This is a genomic window from Asanoa ferruginea (assembly GCF_003387075.1).
In the GTDB taxonomy this organism is placed as follows: domain Bacteria; phylum Actinomycetota; class Actinomycetes; order Mycobacteriales; family Micromonosporaceae; genus Asanoa; species Asanoa ferruginea.
Map to the genome: position 1 here is coordinate 3,527,070 of NZ_QUMQ01000001.1, position 16,834 is coordinate 3,543,903.

The window sequence follows — 16,834 nt, forward strand, 5'->3', positions numbered from 1 at the left end:
AATTTCGCGCCCTAGTCCCACCAGCGTCAGTTGGTAGCTGAACGGTGGATGGGTCAATACGTGCTGTTCATCTTCCGCATGTCTGGCGTGCGCACGACGCGTCGTACCGAGTCATCGGCCCTGCCGAATCTGGTGCCGGTCGCGTGCGGGCCACCAGCTCGCCGAGCGGGGAGGCGCGACCGGCGTGTGATGCGCGCGGACAGGGAGGGGACCACGATGCAGCGTTCCCGATTCGTATTTCTGGCCCTGCCGATGCCGGAGGGCAAGCCGCCGGCGGAGGCGCCGGTCGACGGCATCCTGTGGATGCTGGTTTCGCCGAACAACCGACCGCTGGGCCGGGGCACGACATATCACGAGGCCTATGCCGAATGCCGGGAATCGGTTGAGCACATGAAGGCGAACGCGGGCCGCGTGGTGCCGGTCGAGACGACCGTCGAACGCACCGGGCAATGGACCTGGCGGATCGAACTAGACGGTGTGCCGGTGGCGGCGTCGAGCCGTTCTTATCTGCGTACCCGCGAATGCGCCTACAACCTGGCCAAGTTCCTCGAGGCATTGCCGACGGCCGACATCGTGGCCGGCACCCGCAGCGCCCGGCGCGGCCGGCAGCGGCTCGACCCGGGCCCGGGCTGGCGGCGCGGTGAACGACTACGGGGCGGGCTGGCGGGCTGATGGTCGTCGTCGACGAGCGCTCCACCGTCACACCGGCCACCCCGGACGGTCCGGCCGACCGGCCCCGGGTGGTGCGCACCCGGCTGCTCGGCAGCGACCGGGCGTTCCGGACGATCGCCCGGGTGGCCGGCTCGACGGTGCTGGTCATCATGCTGCTGGTCGGCCTGTTCCTGACCGTGCAGGCGTGGCCGGCGGTGCGGCGGGCCGGCTGGGGCTTCCTCACCACGCAGGACTGGGACACCGAGGGCAACCACTTCGGCGTCGCCGGCGTGCTGGTCGGCACGATCCTGATCGGCCTGGTGGCGATCACCATCGCGCTGCCGATGGCGATCGGTGCCGCCCTCTACATCTCCGAGTACGCGCCGCGCCGGATCGCGCCGTTCCTGGTCAACCTCGTCGACCTGATGGCCGCCGTACCCAGTGTGGTCTATGGCATCTGGGGTTTCTTCCTGCTCCAACCGCACCTGCTGGTGGTCGGCAACCAAGGCGAGGGGCTGCCCCGCTGGCTGACCACCTACTTCGGCTGGATCCCGCTGCTCTCGGTCGACGAATACCAGCCGCGCGATCCCGAGGCGAGCGCCAGCCGGTTGACCTCGTCGACGTTCATCGCCGGGATCGTGGTGGCGATGATGGTCACCCCGATCATCGCGTCGGTCATGCGTGAGGTGTTCGGCCAGGCGCCGCCGGGGGAGCGGGAGGGCGCGTACGCCCTCGGCGCCACCAAGTGGGGCATGATCCGCTCGGTCGTCCTGCCGTTCGGCCGGGGCGGCATGATCGGCGCCACCATGCTCGGCCTGGGCCGGGCGCTGGGCGAGACGATCGGCGTCGTCCTGATCATCTCGATCGGCTTCGTGATCCAGCCGCACATCCTCCAGAACGGCGGCGGCTCGATCTCCGCCCTGATCGCCTCCCGCTACCAGGAGTCCACCGACATCGGCGTGGCCGCCCTGATGGGCGCCGGGCTCGTGCTCTTCGCCATGACGCTCGTGGTCAACCTGTTCGCCGGCATGATCATCAGTCGCAGCCGGTCGGGAGCATCGAGCGAGGCATGACGATGACGCTCAACGAACAGACCACCACGCTGCCGGAGCGCACCGCCGAAGCGGGCGTCGAGGTGCGCCGTTCGCTCGGCGCCACCCGGCGGACCGACATCTTCGTCGCGCTCGGCGCCGCCTGGGCCGCGCTGTCGCTGACCGCGCTGCTGTTCACCCGGCTGACCCCGTTCGACGGCGTCCTCGGCTTCGTCGTGGTGACGTTCGTGCTGTTCGTCGCCATCTACGGGTTGCTGACCGGCCTCGACGAGCGCGGACCGACGGTGCGCGACCGGCTCGCCGCGGTGCTGGTGCACGGGCTCGCGGTGCTGATGCTGCTGGCGCTTGTCGTGGTCGTGGTGTTCACCATGTATCGCGGCCTGGACGCGCTCGGCCACCGCAACTTCTACACCGACGACATGCGCGACGCCGGCCCGCTGCAACCGTTGTCGGTCGGTGGCATCCGGCACGCGGTGGTCGGCACGCTCGAACAGATCGCGCTCGCGCTGGCCTTCACCGTGCCGCTGGGCATCGTGGCGGCGGTCTTCCTGGCCGAGTTGCCCGGCCGGTTCAGCCGGTTCGTCCGGACCATCGTCGAGGCGATGACCGCGCTGCCCTCGGTGGTCGCCGGCCTGTTCATCTACTCGTCGGTCATCCTGCTGCTCAACCGGGCCAAGGACAACCTCCCCGAAGGTCTACAGTGGATCGCCGTCGGTAAGTCGGGCTTCGCCGCGTCGCTCGCGATCAGCGTGATGATGCTGCCGATCGTCATCCGCGCCGCCGACGTGGTGATCCGGTTGGTGCCGGGCACGCTGCGCGAGGCGTCGCTGGCGCTCGGCGGCTCGCAGTGGCGCACCGTCTGGCACGTGGTGCTGCCGACCGCCCGCTCCGGCCTGATGACCGCGATCATTCTGGGCACCGCCCGCGGCATCGGCGAGACCTCACCGGTGCTGCTCACCTCCGGCGTCACCGCCTACACCAACGCCAACCCGCTGCACGAGCCACAGATCTCGTTGCCGCTGTACGTCTTCACCTCCGTCACCCGCCCCGACGCCGGGATGATCGCGCGCGGGTTCGGCGGCGCCGCCGTGCTCATGTTCCTCGTGCTCGTCCTCTTCGCGATCGCCCGGATCATCGGCGGGAAGCCGGCCGGGCAGCTCGGCCGCGGGCAGCGGCGGCGCCGGGCCGGGCGGTCCTACCGGGACGCGGTGCGCTTCGCCGGCCGGGAACGACAACGAGCCGCTAACACCCGCAACGACTCCGAGGTCAGCACATGAAGGTCAGAGCCCTGATCGCCGCCGCCACCGCGGTCGCCATCGTGGCGCTCGTGCCCGCACCCGCGGCCGCCGCACCCAGGCGCGTCCCGATCAACGGTGCGGGCTCGACGTGGAGCGCCAACGCCATCGACAACTGGCGGCGCAACGTCCTACAGCGCAACCTTTACATCAACTACCAGCCGACGGGTTCGACCGACGGCCGCAACCAGTTCCGCAACGCGGCGGTCGACTTCGGCGTTTCCGAGATTCCCTACGGCCTGCGCGACTCGTTCGGCGGCGCGGACAACGCGCCACCGCGCAAGTTCGCCTACATGCCGATCGTGGCCGGCGGCACGGCGTTCATGTATAACCTCAAGATCGGCGGCCGGCAGGTCACCAACCTGCGGCTCTCCGGCGACGTGGTGGCGGACATCTTCACGGGTGTCATCAAGACCTGGAACGACTCGCGGATCAAGGCCGACAACCCGGGGCTGACGCTTCCCAACCGGCGGATCGTGCCGGTGGTGCGGCAGGACGGCTCGGGCACCAGCGCGCAGTTCACGCTCTGGATGAGCAAGCAGTATCCGAGCATCTGGAACGCCTACTGCCGCAAGTTCGGCAAGCCGGCGCCGTGCGGCATCACCTCGCTCTACCCGTTCCGCTCGTCCGATGGGTTCGTCGGCCAACAGGGCTCGACCGGCGTCACCGGTTACGTCCAACAGGCCAACGCCGAAGGTGCGATCACCTACGTCGAATACTCGTACGCCATCGGGGCCCGGTTTCCGGTGGTGAAGCTGCGCAACCGGGCCGACTACTACGTCGAGCCGACCGCGCCGAACGTGGCGGTGGCGCTGACCAAGGCGCGGATCAACTCCAACTCGGGCTCGCGCGACTATCTGACCCAGATCCTCGACGACGTCTACAGCTTCACCGATCCGCGGGTCTACCCGCTCTCGTCCTACTCCTACATGATCGTGCCGACCGAACTCGGTCGGGGCATCAACATCGACAAGGGCTACACCCTCGGCGAGTTCGCCAACTACTTCCTCTGCGAGGGGCAGCAGCAGGCCGACGTGCTCGGCTATTCGCCGCTGCCGAAGAACCTCGTGGAGGCCGGTTTCGCGCAGGTCGCGAAGATTCCCGGTGCGGTCAAACGGAAAGCGCCGCTCGAACAGTGCAACAACCCGACGTTCTCCAAGGACGGCTCCAACACGCTGGCCAAAACGGCACCCCAGCCGTCTCCGTGTGACAAGCGCGGAGCCAAACAGAGCAGCACGGGTACGGGCGGAGCCAAGGTCGACACCCCGGTGACCGCTTCGGCCCGGTGCACCCCGACCGGGCAGAGCACCGGCGGTGCCACCGCCACGGGCGCCCCGTCCGCCGGGCCGACGGCGTCGGCGAGCGCGGGTCCACAGGACGTCGGGGCGGGCGGCGGTGACGACACCGAACTCGTCGGCGCCGAACCGGTCGACCTGGCCGGCCGGCCGGGCTGGGGCCTCCAGCAGACCACGATGTTGCTGGTCGGCCTCGTCGTGCTCGGGCTGGTGCTGATCCCGCCGTTGCTCGCCACGCGCTGGCGCAACCGCGCCGACGATCGGGAGCGGCGGCGATGAGGCGGCTCGGTGCGGCCAGCCTGGCCCTCGCGCTGGCGGCCGGGATCGTGCTGGTGGGGATCGGTGGCCAGGGTCGGTCGCTGGCCGCGCAGGACAGCGCGGCGGGTGCCGGCGATTCCGCGGTGACCGTGCACGGCCGCAACGGGCCGGTCGAAGACTTCTCCGGGCTCGCCGTCACCGTCGGGCAGACCCGGGACCTCACCAACCAGGCGGTCGAGGTGACCTGGACCGGCGGCGTGCCCACGCCGCGCAACCGGTCGCTGGGCATCGACTATCTCCAGATCATGCAGTGCTGGGGTGACCCCGACGACCCGAACGACCTGCTGGGCCTGGCCTTCCGGGAGACCTGCCAGTTCGGCATGAACATCGGGTCGCCGTTCACCGGCCGGTCCGGACCGACCTCGCAGGCGGCCAACTCGCGCTCGCTGACCCTGGGACTCGAGAACTATCCGACCCGGGATCCCGCCGAGGTCGCGCCCGCCGATGTCGACGACCCCAAGACCAAGGACGTCGACGAGCGGGAGCTTCCGGGCACGCTACGGCCGGACGCCAAGATGATCCCGTTCCGCACGGTGCAGGGCATCCGGTTCCGCGACGGCAGTTCCTACAAGCCGTTCCTGCAGATCCCCAACCCGGCCATCCCCGGTCAGACCGTCGAGGAGACCGACCTCGACGTGCTCCGCGAGTCGTTCGCCGAGCCCTCGACCAACGAGATCCCGTGGGCGTTGACCTCGGGCGACGGCACCGGTCGCGCGATCTTCGAGCTCCAGGACGCGGGCCGGGCCCCAGACCTCGGATGCGGTGCGCCGACGGTCGAACGGGCCGGCAAAACGGTGCCCGGGCCGCACTGCTCGCTGGTGATCGTGCCGCGCGGGCACAAGAACCCGTACCACAAGGAGATCGAGGTCAACCCGCAGGACGGTGCGGTGCACGGCAGCCCGCTGCTGCCGGCCAACTGGGTCAATCGGATCGTCGTGCCGCTGGACTTCCGCCCGGTGACCGGCTTCTGCCCGCTGGACCAGTCGGAGCGCCGGACCGCCGGCACCGAGATGGTGGCCGAGGCGGTCACCGCGTGGCAGCCCGGCGTCTGCGCCGACAAGGGCCCGGTTATCGGCTACTCCGCGATCGGTGACGCCGAGGCCGCGCGGCAGGTGCAGCTCACCGGCGTCGGCGCGCCCGGCCTGGTCTTCACGGCCGATCCGGTGCAGCCGCCGCCGGGCGGGACGCCGGTGGTGCACGCGCCCGTGACGTTGAGCGGGATGGAGATCGCGATCAACGTCGACGCCAACATCGTCGACCCGAACCAGGCCGACGGCACGGTGCCACCGGACTACGTGGCGCTGACCGGTTCCGCGCTGAGCGACATCAAGCTCACCCCGCGGTTGGTCGCGAAGCTGCTCACCCAGAGCTATCGGCGGGACGCCAAAGACGTCGAGGCGCTCGACAAGAAGAACTACGAGAGCATCCGCGACGACCCGGAGTTCCGGATCATCAACCCGGTCTTCGACTGGTGGGACCGCACCCAGTCGTCGACCCTCGACGGGCTGATGGTCGCGCTCGGCAACTCGGCCGGCACCCGGCAGGTCTGGCGCTGGCTGCTGGCCGACACGGAGGCCGCCGCGTTCCTCAAGGGGACCCCGGACGAGAACGGCATGCGGATCAACAAGAACTACCTGGGTGCGATCAACAAGGACCTGGACACCTTCCCCAAGGCCGACGGGAAGTGCACCGAGGAGATCGCCGACAACATCATCTACCCGCACTGCACGCAGAACATGCGGCCCTACATGGGCAGCCTCTCCGAGGCGGCGCTGCAGACGCTGCGGGCCGATCCCAAGGGCCGGCAGCCGACGTTCAACTTCAACCTGCTGCCGCCGAACTACGACCCGATCCCGCGCAAGCCGCCGGGCTACCGGATGTCGATGTCGATCACCGAGACCGCCTCCGCCGATCGCTACGGCCTGTTCGCGGCGCAGCTCTGCATGCCACTGCGCGACGAGACCAAGAAGTTGGTCGGCGCGAAGCAGTGCCGCACACCGGACGACGCCTCCCTGCGCGCGGCCGCGGCCACGGCCAAGGACTCGGCGGTCAAGGGTGTGAAGGTCATCGACCCGGCGACGGCCTGGAAAACGCCCGGCGCCTACCCGCTCGCGATGATCAACTACGCCGTCGGCAACCTCTGGGACGCGCCGGACGCGCGCAAGGACTACGCCACCTTCCTGCGCCAGATCGCCGGCGACGGGCAGGAGTCGGGTCTCGGCCGGGGCCAGCTCCCCGCGGGCTACACGCCGCTGCCGCAGGCGATGCGGGCACAGACGATGCAGGCCGCCGACACGCTCGAGCGCGGTGCACCGCTGCCCACGCCGCCGGCCGTGCCGCCAACGGTTCCGCCGGCCGTGCCGACCGCCGGCGCGCCGCCCTCGATCGCTCCGGTGGCCGCGTCGCCGGCACCACCGGTCGACCGGGCATCCGCGGTCACGCCGAGCGGTCCACTGGGGATGGCGCGCAATCTGCTGATCATCATCCTGTTGGTCGGGCTCGCCGGCGGGATCATCGGCCCGATCCTCAAGCGGATCGGGGCCGGCCGGTCATGAACGTCCACAGTGGCGTCAACGAACCGGTCGGTCGGTGTTCATCCGGCCTACGTGTTGGCGGAACTCAGGCGCGCGAAACGTTCGTCCGCGCGCGGTATCGGCGCCGGTCCGGCGCTCGCGACGATGACTGGGCCTCGTCCGTCAGCAGGGCGGCAACGAGCACCATGCCCCGCAGAAAGGGAGCACACATGAAGGTCAAGAACGTCGGCCGGGTGGGCGTCGTCCTCCTGGCCGCCGCGCTTGGGGCCGCCGCCATGGCCGGACCGGCCATGGCGGACCCGAACCCGTCGACCGATTTCCGGACCCTCACGGGTGTCGGCTCGGACACCACGCAGGACGTGATGAACGGGTTCGGCAGCCTCGTCACCGACGGTGCCAACGCCAAGGTCATCGCGTCGTGGGACGCGCGCGGCAGCGTGCAGATCAAGACCAAGGCCGCCAACTGCACCTTCAACCGTCCCGACGGTTCGGGTGCGGGTCGCCAGGCGCTGCGCGCCTCGCAGGGCGAGAACCTGGGCGGCACCAACGGCGGCGCCGGCTTCTTCCAGGGCGCCAACGTGGCCAACTGCGTCGACTTCGCGCGTTCCTCGTCCTACGGCGGCCCGACGCCGCCGACGACCGCGGGCAACTACACCTACATCCCGTTCGGTGTGGACGCCGTGGCGCTGGCCCGCAACGCCAACGGCGACATCCCGGCGAACATCTCGTTCGCCCAGGTGCAGCGGGTCTACAAGTGCTTCGACACCGCGATCGCCGGCAACCCGGTGACCCCGCGGATGATCCAGGCCGCCTCTGGCACCTGGCAGTTCTGGGCCGGCAAGATGGGCATCACCGAAGCCGAGATCAACCTCGGTGACTACAGCTGCCTGGCCCGCGACACCGACAGCAACCCGGCCACGCCGGCAGCGCCCAACTTCGAGCGGGTGCAGGAGCACGACGGCACCGTTCTCAACGGCAACCTGAACCAGATCGTGCCGTTCTCGGCCGGTCAGTTCATCGCGCAGGGCAACACGGCGGCCATCCAGGCCGCGACCGGCGTGACGGTGACCGACCGCCGCGGCCAGGCCGCGCTGACCGGCATGCGGCTTCCGGGTCAGGCGATCCAGCAGCCCGTTGTCGGCGGCATCCTCAACACTGCCTTCCCGCTCCGCCGCGACGTCTACAACGTCGTCCCGACCGCCGACCTGGCGGACGCGGCGATCGTCAACGCCTTCGTCGGCGCCAACTCGAAGGTCTGCACCACGACCGTCAACGTCGGCGGCACCAACCGCAGCGTCATCGAGCTCTTCGGCTTCGGCAAGCGCACGAACGGCGTCGACCTGCTCAACGCCGCCTGCGGCGCGACCGACCTGAAGGCCAACGCCTAACCAGCCCCACCACGCGGTCCGGGCGGCCCAGCAGGCCGCCCGGACCCGTCGAACTCGAAGGAGTCGCCAGCGATGTCCCGGCGTCGTCGTCTGTCCCGGCTGATCGCGCGCGCCTGCGCGCTCGCGGCCGCCGTCATGAGCATCGCGGGCGGCACCCTGGTGATCGCGTCCAACGCCGCCAGCGCCGCCTCGCTCGGCGCTGTCACCCTGTCGCAGCAGGACGGCCTGGTCGACCAGACGCCCATGTTCGCGTCCGCGGTCAGCGCCCGGCCCTGCCCGACCGGCTTCGGTGAGAACGCCGCGCTGCGCGTCGGCCCGCCCGCCGGCCCCTACAGCAACCTGGCGGTCTCGCTCGGCGGCGGCGACTTCGACCTCGCGCCCGTCACGGTCAACGCCAACCGGTCGTTCCAGACGGCCCTCGGCGGCGTCAAGCCGGCCGACGGCCAGTGGGTCGTGATCATCGAGTGCTACAGCCTCACCGAGGGGCGGCATCCTGACGAGTTCCGGACGCCGATCATCGTCTGCGGCAACGCCTGGGCGGTCGGCAACACCTGTCCGCAGCCGAAGGAAGAGACCGAGACGGCGTTGACCGTCTCGCCGACCTGGTCGGTGGTGGCCACCGAAGAGGTGACGCTGACCGCGTCGGTGACTCCGGCGGCCGCGACCGGCGAGGTCGAGTTCTTCTACGACTCGCCCGACGACGACAAGGGGCCGCAGTCTCTCGGCAAGGGTCCGGTGACCGGTGGCCAGGCGGTGTTGAAGACGACGACCATCCCGGCCAACCTCAAGGACAAGTTCCACGACCTCACCGCCGTGTTCACCGCGGCATCGACGGCGCCCTACCACGGTTCGACGTCGGCCAAGGTGCGGCTCAACGTGCGCAATCCCGGCGAGACGATTCCCTCCGAGGTCACCGTCGCGGTCAGCCCCGCCGGCACGGCCAACCACGGTGCCGAGGTGACGATCACCGCCATGGTCTCGCCGCCCGAGGCGACCGGCAAGGTGGCCTTGCGCTATCGGCGCGGCACCTCGACCACGGTCGTCACGATCGCCGAAGTCGACGTGGTCGACCACGTGGCGAGCACGAAGACCACCGACCTGCCCGGCGGCACGCTCAGCATCGACGCGGCCTTCACCTCGGCCACCTTCAGCGGGTCGGCGTCGACCCCGGTCACCTACGTGATCGTCGGCGGCGAGGACGAGCCGGACAAGCGGCCGACCACGACCACGTTGACGGCGACGCCCGACGGCGAGCAGCCGCAGAACACGTCGATCATCCTGACCGCCACGGTGGCACCGACCGGCACGGCCGGCACGGTCACCTTCCGCGACGGCGCCAAGGTCCTCGGCACGCCGAAGCCGCTCAACCCCACCAGTTCGGCGGCCATCTCGGTCAACGACCTGGCCATCGGCACCCACCGGATCACCGCCGAGTTCGTGCCGACCGACTCGACCACGTTCGCGGGATCGACGTCGGCGGCCAAGACCATCACCATCACCGACGGGGACGACGACCCGGGAAGCGACGACCCCGGCTCGGACGACCCGGGCTCCGGTGACGGCGGAAGCCTGCCGCGCACCGGTGCGCCGATCGTCGGCGTGGCCATGGTCGGCGGGGGACTGGTCGGGATCGGCCTGCTGGCCGTGACCGCGGGCCGCCGGCGTCGGCTGCTTCCGTCGGTGCCGTGGTTGGACCGTGCTGATGACGGCGCCTGACCTCGCGCCGCCATCGGCGCCGCCGGCCCAACCAGGGCCGGCGGCGCCGCCGCGCCCACCCAACCTGTCGCTTCAGGTCGTCGGCACCGCGCTGACCATCGTCGCGGTGCTCGCCGTCGGCCTGATCGCGCACCTGACCGCGGTCTCCTGGCTGCAATACCAGCGCGACCAGCAGACCCTGTTCGCCGACTTCCGGGCCGAGCTCAAGCTCGGCACCGCGCCGGTCGGGCAATACCGGGTGAGCTACGACGCCAACGGGGCCCCGCTGCCCGAGCAACTCGTCGCACCGGGCAGCCCGGTCGCCGTGCTGCGGATCCCGTCGATCGGCATGAACTCGGTCGTGGTGGTCGAGGGCACCAGCGGTGACGTGCTCCGGGCTGGCCCCGGCCACCGGCGCGACACCGTCCTACCCGGACAGCGCGGCACCAGCGTCCTGATGGGACGCCAATCCGCTTACGGTGCGCCGTTCCGCGACCTTTCGACCAAGCTGATTCCGGGTGACCCGGTCTACGCGACTACCGGGCAGGGCGAGTCCGAATACCGGGTGGCCGGCCTGCGCCGGCCCGGAGAGCCGGAACCGAAGCCGCTCGTGCCGGGCGCCGGCCGGCTGACCCTGATCACCGCGCACGGCCGGGCGTTCGACCCGGACGGCGTGGTCTATGTCGACGCCGACCTGATCTCGCCGGCCAAGCCGACGCCGGCCCGGCGCTTCGGCGAGTCGTCGCTGCCCGCCGCGGAACGGGTGATGGGCGTCGACTCCACCGGCTGGATCTGGGCCATGTTGTGGGGCCAGGGCCTGCTTCTCGGCGCGGTGGCGGTCACCTGGCTGCGCACCCGGATGAGCGGTTGGCACGCCTGGATCGTCGGCGTCCCGGTGCTCGCCTTCCTCGGCCTCGCCGTCGCCGACCAGGCCGCGCGCCTGTTGCCCAACCTGCTGTAGCCAGCTCGAGAGAAGAGAAGCACGTGACGACGACGCAGACGCGGATCGCACCGCCCCTCGGTGGAACGCTGGACGCCCGGGCGATTTCGGCCTGGTTCGGCGACCACAAGGTGCTCGACCGGGTGTCGCTGGAAATGCCGGCCGGCAAGGTGACCGCGCTGATCGGGCCGTCCGGCTGCGGCAAGTCGACGTTCCTGCGGATCCTCAACCGGATGCACGAGTTGGTGCCAAGCGCGTCGCTGGCCGGCGAGGTGCTGCTCGACGACACCGACCTGTATTCGCCGGAGCGCCGGGTCACCGACGTGCGCCGCGAGGTCGGCATGGTGTTCCAGAAACCCAACCCGTTCCCGGCGATGTCCATTTTCGACAATGTGCTGGCGGGCCTGAAACTGACCGGCACCAGGGCCTCGCGCTCGACCCGCGACGACATCGTCGAGGAGACGCTGACCAAGGCCGGGCTCTGGAAAGAGGTCCGCGACCGGCTCCGCTCGCCCGGCGGCGCGCTGTCCGGCGGACAGCAGCAACGGCTCTGCATCGCGCGCTCGCTGGCCGTACGCCCGCGGGTGTTGCTGATGGACGAACCGTGCTCAGCGCTGGACCCGACGTCGACGCGGCGGATCGAGGAGACCATCGCGGAGCTGGCGGGCGAGGTGACGATCGTGATCGTCACGCACAACATGCAGCAGGCGGCCCGGGTTTCCGACCTGTGCGCGTTCTTCCTGGCCGCGCACGGCACCCCCGGCGTGATCGTCGAACACGGCCCGACCGAGGCCATGTTCGGCTCTCCGCGCGACGAACGGACGAACGACTACGTCAATGGTCGGTTCGGCTGAGCGGAACGTATGAGCCCCCAACACCAACTGTTCTCCTCGCGCACGTCCGGCGGAGAGATTGGCCTGATGACGGGGACACGGCCGGTGTAAAGCCTGATCGCGGCCGGATCACCGGACCCGGCTTGAACTTCTGAGAGGAAGTGATCCATGAGCAAGCGTGTGTTCGCTCGCGCGGCCGCGCTGCTGGGTGCGGCGTCGATCGCGGCCGGCGTCCTGGCTGGCATCGCCAGCCCGGCGCAGGCAGCGTCGCTCGGCGAGGTCACCCTGTCGCAGCAGAGCGGCAGTGTGAACGACACCCCGATCTTCGCGAGTGCCACCAGTCCCGCCTGCCCCACCGGGTATGGCGAGAACGCGGCACTTCGGGTCGGTCGCCCCGGCGGTCCCTACAACAACCTGGCTGTCGCGCTCGGCGGCGGCGGGTTCGACGAGGCGCCGGTCACGGTCAACTCGAACCGGTCCTTCACCACCGCGCTGGGCGGCGTCGCGCCGGCCGCCGGTGAGTGGTGGGTCATCATCGAGTGCTACTCCCTCACCGAGGGTCGGCACCCCGACGAGTTCCGCACCTCGATCGTCGTGACCGGCGACCAGTGGCGGATCCCGGTGGCGGAAGAGACCGGCACCGCGCTGTCGATCGCTCCTACCGGTGGCATCGAGCGGGGCCAGACGGCGACCTTCACGGCCAACGTCTCCCCGGCCACCGCCGCCGGCACCGTCGAGTTCAAGCGGGGCACCTCCGTCATCGGCTCCGCGACGGTGACCAACGGTGTCGCCACCTTCGCCACGACCGCGCTGCCGGTCGGCACCTACCAGTTCACCGCTGCCTTCACGCCGGCCGACGCCACCGCGTTCAAGCCGTCCGTGTCGACCGCGTCGTCGTTCACCATCACGCCCGGCACCGCGCCTGGCCCGACGGCTGACGTCGAGATCATCGCTCCGATCGACCCGGGTGCGTTCAGCCTGGCGGTCGCGGCGCCGACCACGTCCCTGACCGGCGGCACCGTCGGTGGCGTCGCCACCGGCACCCTGCCGCAGGCCACGGTCGTCGACCTGCGCGGCACCAACGTCGGCTGGTCGCTGACCGGCCAGCTCGAGGACTTCGCGCAGGGCACCAACACCATCGCCAACAGCAACCTCGCCTGGACCCCGGCGGCCGCCAAGGTCTCCGGTTCCGGCGCGGTCACCGCGGGCGCGGCTGCCGACCTCGGCGACACCCGCACCCTCTGCTCGGCGGTTTCGGGCTCCAGCGCCGGCACGTTCACGTGCGATGCCGGCCTGAAGCTCAACATCCCGGACAGCGTCGCCCCGGGTGAGTACGCGGCGACCCTGACCCTGACGCTGGCCTGATCGGCCGGAGTCGTTTGGCGGAGGTGTCGCGCACAGCGACACCTCCGCCGTCCCGACGTTTCTCCACCTCAACCGGAGCGGCACATGAACACCAGATCCGCCATCGGGCGCCGGCGTGCGGCCGTTTTCGTCGTTGTGGCGACGATGCTTCTCGCCACGGCACCCACGCAGGTCTCGGCCGCCGCGCCGGCCGCACACCGCGACGACACACAGCGCTGGACGGTCGTGCCGTCGAGCCCGACGGGGCCCAGCGGGCGCAAGCAGTTCGACTACGAACTCAACGCCAAGGAAGCCATCACCGACTGGATCTCGGTGAGCAACCTCGGTGACAAGCCGCTGACCGTCGACCTCTACGCGACCGACGCGTTCACCGCGGCCGACGGCGGGTTCGCGCTGCTGCCCCGCGACCGCAAGCCCGACGGCGTCGGCTCATGGGTGAAGCTGCCGAAGGCGTCGACCACGCTGCCGGTCGGCAAGCGCTCCGACATGCCGTTCACCCTGAGCGTGCCGGCGGGCGCGGCGCCCGGTGACCACATCGGCGGCATCATCGCGTCGATCACCGAGGAGCAGGTCAACGAGAAGGGCCAGCGGGTCAACGTCGAACGCCGGGTCGCGGCGCGGATCTACCTGCGGGTCGCCGGCCCGCTCACGCCGCTCGCCGCGGTCACCGGGGTCGAGGTCGACTACGAGACGCCGATCGTGCCGTTGCCGGGCGGGAAGATGGCGGTCACCTACCGGGTCGCCAACCACGGCAATGTGCGCCTCTCCGGCACCGTGCGAGTCGGGGTCGACGGGCCGCTGGGCATCCGCCTGGCCGGCAGCGACACGATCAACGTCGCCGAGTTGCTGCCCGACTCGGAACTGCGGCTGCGCCAGGAGTTCTCGTCGGTCTTCCCGGCGGGCCGGCTCACCACCACGGTCGACTTCAACCCGTCGACCAACCGCGAGGCGCTGCCGTCGGTGTCCGGCACGGCCGGCACGACCGCCGTACCCTGGCTGATCCTCGCCCTGTTGTTGGCCGTTCTGGTGTTGGTCTGCTACCGGATCATGGTGTTGCGCGCCCGGCGCCGGCCCGCGCCGACGTTCCTCGACGAGCCCGGCACCGCGGCCGTGCCGGCCGCCCGGATGGCGCCGTGACCCGGCGGCGGGCGGCGCTGCTGGCCGCGGGTGCGGCGCTCGCCGCGGCGGTCGCGGTGCCCGCGGCGGCCGCGGCGGCGGAACCAACCCCCGGGCCCGACCGCGTCACCGTCGACCTGAGGGTGCGGATCCTGCCCGACCCGAGCGCTACACCGACGCCGTCGCCGACCTCACCGCAGCCACACCCGACCACCACCCGGCCGCACCCGCCGGCCGGCGGCGGCGGCGGAACGACGCTGCCCCGCACCGGCGCCGCCATCGGGATGTTCGTGCTGGTCGGCGCCGCGCTCGTCGGCGGCGGCATCGTGCTGCGGCTCATGGCGCGCCGCCGGGTCGAGGCGGAGCGCTGGCTGGCCCGCTCGCGCTGATCCCGTTCGGGGATGTTCACCCAACGGTCATCTTCCGACGCGATGGGCGCGAGCGACACTGGGGACATCCGATGGCATGGACACCCTTGTCATCGTCGTGATCATCACGGCGCTCGCGTTCGACTTCACCAATGGGTTTCACGACACGGCCAACGCGATGGCCACCTCGATCGCCACCAAGGCGCTGCCGCCGCGGGTGGCGGTCGGCATCTCCGCGGTGCTCAACCTGGTCGGCGCGTTCCTGTCGGTCGAGGTGGCCAAGACCATCTCCAACGGGCTCGTCGACGACAGCAAGGTCACCCCGGCCGTCATCTTCGGCGGGCTGGTCGGCGCCATCCTGTGGAACCTGGTCACCTGGCTGCTCGGCCTGCCGTCGAGTTCGTCGCACGCGCTGTTCGGCGGCCTGATCGGGGCGACCTGGATCGCGGCGGGCGGCGACGCGGTCCACTTCGCCACCGTGCTGACCAAGGTGATCATTCCGGCGCTGGCGTCACCGCTGATCGCCGGGCTGGTGGCCGCGACCGGCACGTTCCTGGTCTACCTGATCACCAGGCGGGCGGCGCAACGCAACGTCCGCAGCGGGTTCCGGCACGGTCAGGTGATCTCCGCGTCGCTGGTCTCCCTGGCGCACGGTTCCAACGACGCGCAGAAGACCATGGGCGTGATCACCCTGGTGCTGATCACCGCCGGCAGCCTCGACTCCGGTAGCGGCCCGCCGCTCTGGGTGATCTTCTCCTCCGGGCTGGCCATCGCCCTGGGCACCTATCTGGGTGGCTGGCGGATCATCCGCACCGTTGGCCACAAGCTGACCAGGATCGAGCCGCAGCAGGGCTTCGCGGCCGAGACCAGTTCGGCCACCGTCATCCTGGCCTCGTCACACCTGGGCTACCCGCTCTCGACCACTCAGGTCACGTCCGGTGCGGTGATCGGCTCCGGCATCGGCAAGCGGCTCTCCGAGGTCAAATGGGGCATCGCCGGCCGGATCGCCATCGCCTGGCTGCTCACCCTGCCCGCGGCCGCCGTCGTCGGCGCGCTCGCCGGCCGCCTCGCGATCAGCGGCACCGCCGGGGTGCTGATCGTTGCCGTCGCGCTGGTCGGGCTGTCCGCGCTGTTCTACGTGCTGTCGCGGCGCGACAAGGTCGACCGGCACAACGTCAACGACGAAACGCCCGCGCCGACCACCGCACCCCAGCCGACCTTCGCCAACTGACACCGAGAGGAGATCGACCGATGAACATCGACATCGCCTGGGGCGACCTGGGCCTGGTGACCGCGGTCGGGCTGGTCCTGGGCGCGGGCGTGACCGTGCTCTATGCGATCGGGATCCGGGTGCTCACCCCGGCGCCGGACCCGGCGCTGGGTGGTGACCCGCACGAGACCGAGTCGCACGTGCGGCCCACGCCGCTGCGGTTGGCCGCCACGATCCTCTGTTTCGCGGTCTGTGCCGCCGCGGTCGCTTACGGTATCTTCACCCTCCTTTAGGGCACGTCCAGGTAACGGCCGAGAGGTGAACGCCACACGGAATCCGGTGCAACGGTGGCGAACCGGTGGGTGGTGCCGTGGGCCGTGTCCCGATACCGTGAAGGCGCCGAAACAGCGGCCGACCCGGAGGTATCCCCGTGGGTACGGTGCTCGTCACGGAGCGCGACAACTTAGGCGTCGTCGTCATCGAAGTGACCGGCGACGTCGATCCTGCCGCCGCAGCGGAGCTGCGGTCGGCGCTGGTGCGCACCCTCCGCCCCACCGGCCCGACCAGGGTCGTCATCGACCTGCGGGCCGCGGGCAACATCGTTCCCGAGGGCATCGGCGCCGTGGTCGCCAGCGTCGATGTCGCCACCGACAACGGCATATCGATGACCGTTCGCTCGGCCGCGCCCGAAGTGGCCGAAGAGCTGCTCGTCGCCGGCCTCCCGCGCGGCTGCGTCACCCCCAGCGCCCGGGTCTGATCCGCATAGCGCCCGCG

General features: G+C 70.6%; 15 protein-coding genes. All 15 read left to right on the forward strand.

Going from position 1 to position 16,834, the window contains the following annotated elements:
* Nucleotides 1-60: 60 nt before the first annotated feature.
* The 15 genes from DFJ67_RS16675 to DFJ67_RS16745 all read left to right on the forward strand — a co-directional run bounded on the left by DFJ67_RS16675 (nt 61) and on the right by DFJ67_RS16745 (nt 16,817).
* The gene (locus DFJ67_RS16675) at nt 61-672 is read left to right on the forward strand and encodes a hypothetical protein (protein ID WP_147315521.1); all 612 of its coding nucleotides are present in this window, start codon (nt 61-63) and stop codon (nt 670-672) included.
* Nucleotides 672-1,724, forward strand: a complete 1,053-nt coding sequence (gene pstC / locus DFJ67_RS16680) for a phosphate ABC transporter permease subunit PstC (RefSeq protein ID WP_116068805.1) — start codon at nt 672-674, stop codon at nt 1,722-1,724. Before DFJ67_RS16675 ends, pstC begins: the two co-directional genes overlap by 1 nt.
* Nucleotides 1,721-2,980: a phosphate ABC transporter permease PstA gene (pstA, locus tag DFJ67_RS16685; RefSeq protein WP_239097429.1), complete on the forward strand. Its 1,260-nt coding sequence runs from the start codon at nt 1,721-1,723 to the stop codon at nt 2,978-2,980. The genes pstC and pstA overlap by 4 nt, the downstream gene beginning before the upstream one ends.
* On the forward strand, nt 2,977-4,572 hold the full coding sequence (locus tag DFJ67_RS16690; RefSeq protein ID WP_116068806.1) for a phosphate ABC transporter substrate-binding protein PstS: 1,596 nt from the start codon (nt 2,977-2,979) through the stop codon (nt 4,570-4,572). Before pstA ends, DFJ67_RS16690 begins: the two co-directional genes overlap by 4 nt.
* A complete protein-coding gene (locus DFJ67_RS16695; protein WP_116068808.1) occupies nt 4,569-7,166 on the forward strand; it encodes a hypothetical protein in 2,598 nt (865 codons plus the stop codon). The genes DFJ67_RS16690 and DFJ67_RS16695 overlap by 4 nt, the downstream gene beginning before the upstream one ends.
* Nucleotides 7,167-7,354: 188 nt before the next feature.
* A complete protein-coding gene (locus tag DFJ67_RS16700; RefSeq protein ID WP_116068810.1) occupies nt 7,355-8,533 on the forward strand; it encodes a hypothetical protein in 1,179 nt (392 codons plus the stop codon).
* A gap of 72 nt (nt 8,534-8,605) precedes the next feature.
* Nucleotides 8,606-10,249 (forward strand): Ig-like domain-containing protein, encoded by a 1,644-nt coding sequence (locus DFJ67_RS16705; RefSeq protein WP_116068812.1) that lies wholly within the window; start codon nt 8,606-8,608, stop codon nt 10,247-10,249.
* Nucleotides 10,236-11,189 (forward strand): sortase, encoded by a 954-nt coding sequence (locus DFJ67_RS16710; protein WP_147315522.1) that lies wholly within the window; start codon nt 10,236-10,238, stop codon nt 11,187-11,189. Before DFJ67_RS16705 ends, DFJ67_RS16710 begins: the two co-directional genes overlap by 14 nt.
* Nucleotides 11,190-11,212: 23 nt before the next feature.
* Nucleotides 11,213-12,022, forward strand: coding sequence for a phosphate ABC transporter ATP-binding protein (locus DFJ67_RS16715; protein WP_116068816.1), 810 nt, complete (start codon nt 11,213-11,215; stop codon nt 12,020-12,022).
* Between the two features lie 147 nt (nt 12,023-12,169).
* Entirely contained in the window at nt 12,170-13,366 is a 1,197-nt protein-coding gene (locus DFJ67_RS16720; protein ID WP_116068818.1) for an Ig-like domain repeat protein, read from the forward strand.
* A gap of 84 nt (nt 13,367-13,450) precedes the next feature.
* Nucleotides 13,451-14,503, forward strand: a complete 1,053-nt coding sequence (locus DFJ67_RS16725) for a WxL protein peptidoglycan domain-containing protein (RefSeq protein WP_116068820.1) — start codon at nt 13,451-13,453, stop codon at nt 14,501-14,503.
* Nucleotides 14,500-14,871, forward strand: a complete 372-nt coding sequence (locus DFJ67_RS16730; protein WP_170215886.1) for an LPXTG cell wall anchor domain-containing protein — start codon at nt 14,500-14,502, stop codon at nt 14,869-14,871. The genes DFJ67_RS16725 and DFJ67_RS16730 overlap by 4 nt, the downstream gene beginning before the upstream one ends.
* 76 nt (nt 14,872-14,947) lie before the next feature.
* Nucleotides 14,948-16,081, forward strand: a complete 1,134-nt coding sequence (locus DFJ67_RS16735; protein ID WP_116068824.1) for an inorganic phosphate transporter — start codon at nt 14,948-14,950, stop codon at nt 16,079-16,081.
* 20 nt (nt 16,082-16,101) lie between these two features.
* Entirely contained in the window at nt 16,102-16,353 is a 252-nt protein-coding gene (locus tag DFJ67_RS16740; protein ID WP_116068826.1) for a hypothetical protein, read from the forward strand.
* A 137-nt stretch (nt 16,354-16,490) separates the two neighbouring features.
* On the forward strand, nt 16,491-16,817 hold the full coding sequence (locus DFJ67_RS16745) for an STAS domain-containing protein (protein WP_170215887.1): 327 nt from the start codon (nt 16,491-16,493) through the stop codon (nt 16,815-16,817).
* Nucleotides 16,818-16,834: the final 17 nt, after the last annotated feature.

What these genes read in the sequence shown, in the direction of transcription:
- DFJ67_RS16705 (WP_116068812.1), top strand. Translation starts at nt 8,606, where the DNA reads ATGTCCCGGCGTCGTCGTCTGTCCCGGCTGATCGCGCGCGCCTGCGCG.
- DFJ67_RS16695 (WP_116068808.1), top strand. Translation starts at nt 4,569, where the DNA reads ATGAGGCGGCTCGGTGCGGCCAGCCTGGCCCTCGCGCTGGCGGCCGGG.
- DFJ67_RS16700 (WP_116068810.1), top strand. Translation starts at nt 7,355, where the DNA reads ATGAAGGTCAAGAACGTCGGCCGGGTGGGCGTCGTCCTCCTGGCCGCC.
- DFJ67_RS16690 (WP_116068806.1), top strand. Translation starts at nt 2,977, where the DNA reads ATGAAGGTCAGAGCCCTGATCGCCGCCGCCACCGCGGTCGCCATCGTG.
- DFJ67_RS16710 (WP_147315522.1), top strand. Translation starts at nt 10,236, where the DNA reads ATGACGGCGCCTGACCTCGCGCCGCCATCGGCGCCGCCGGCCCAACCA.
- DFJ67_RS16735 (WP_116068824.1), top strand. Translation starts at nt 14,948, where the DNA reads ATGGACACCCTTGTCATCGTCGTGATCATCACGGCGCTCGCGTTCGAC.
- pstC (WP_116068805.1), top strand. Translation starts at nt 672, where the DNA reads ATGGTCGTCGTCGACGAGCGCTCCACCGTCACACCGGCCACCCCGGAC.
- pstA (WP_239097429.1), top strand. Translation starts at nt 1,721, where the DNA reads ATGACGATGACGCTCAACGAACAGACCACCACGCTGCCGGAGCGCACC.
- DFJ67_RS16725 (WP_116068820.1), top strand. Translation starts at nt 13,451, where the DNA reads ATGAACACCAGATCCGCCATCGGGCGCCGGCGTGCGGCCGTTTTCGTC.
- DFJ67_RS16740 (WP_116068826.1), top strand. Translation starts at nt 16,102, where the DNA reads ATGAACATCGACATCGCCTGGGGCGACCTGGGCCTGGTGACCGCGGTC.
- DFJ67_RS16720 (WP_116068818.1), top strand. Translation starts at nt 12,170, where the DNA reads ATGAGCAAGCGTGTGTTCGCTCGCGCGGCCGCGCTGCTGGGTGCGGCG.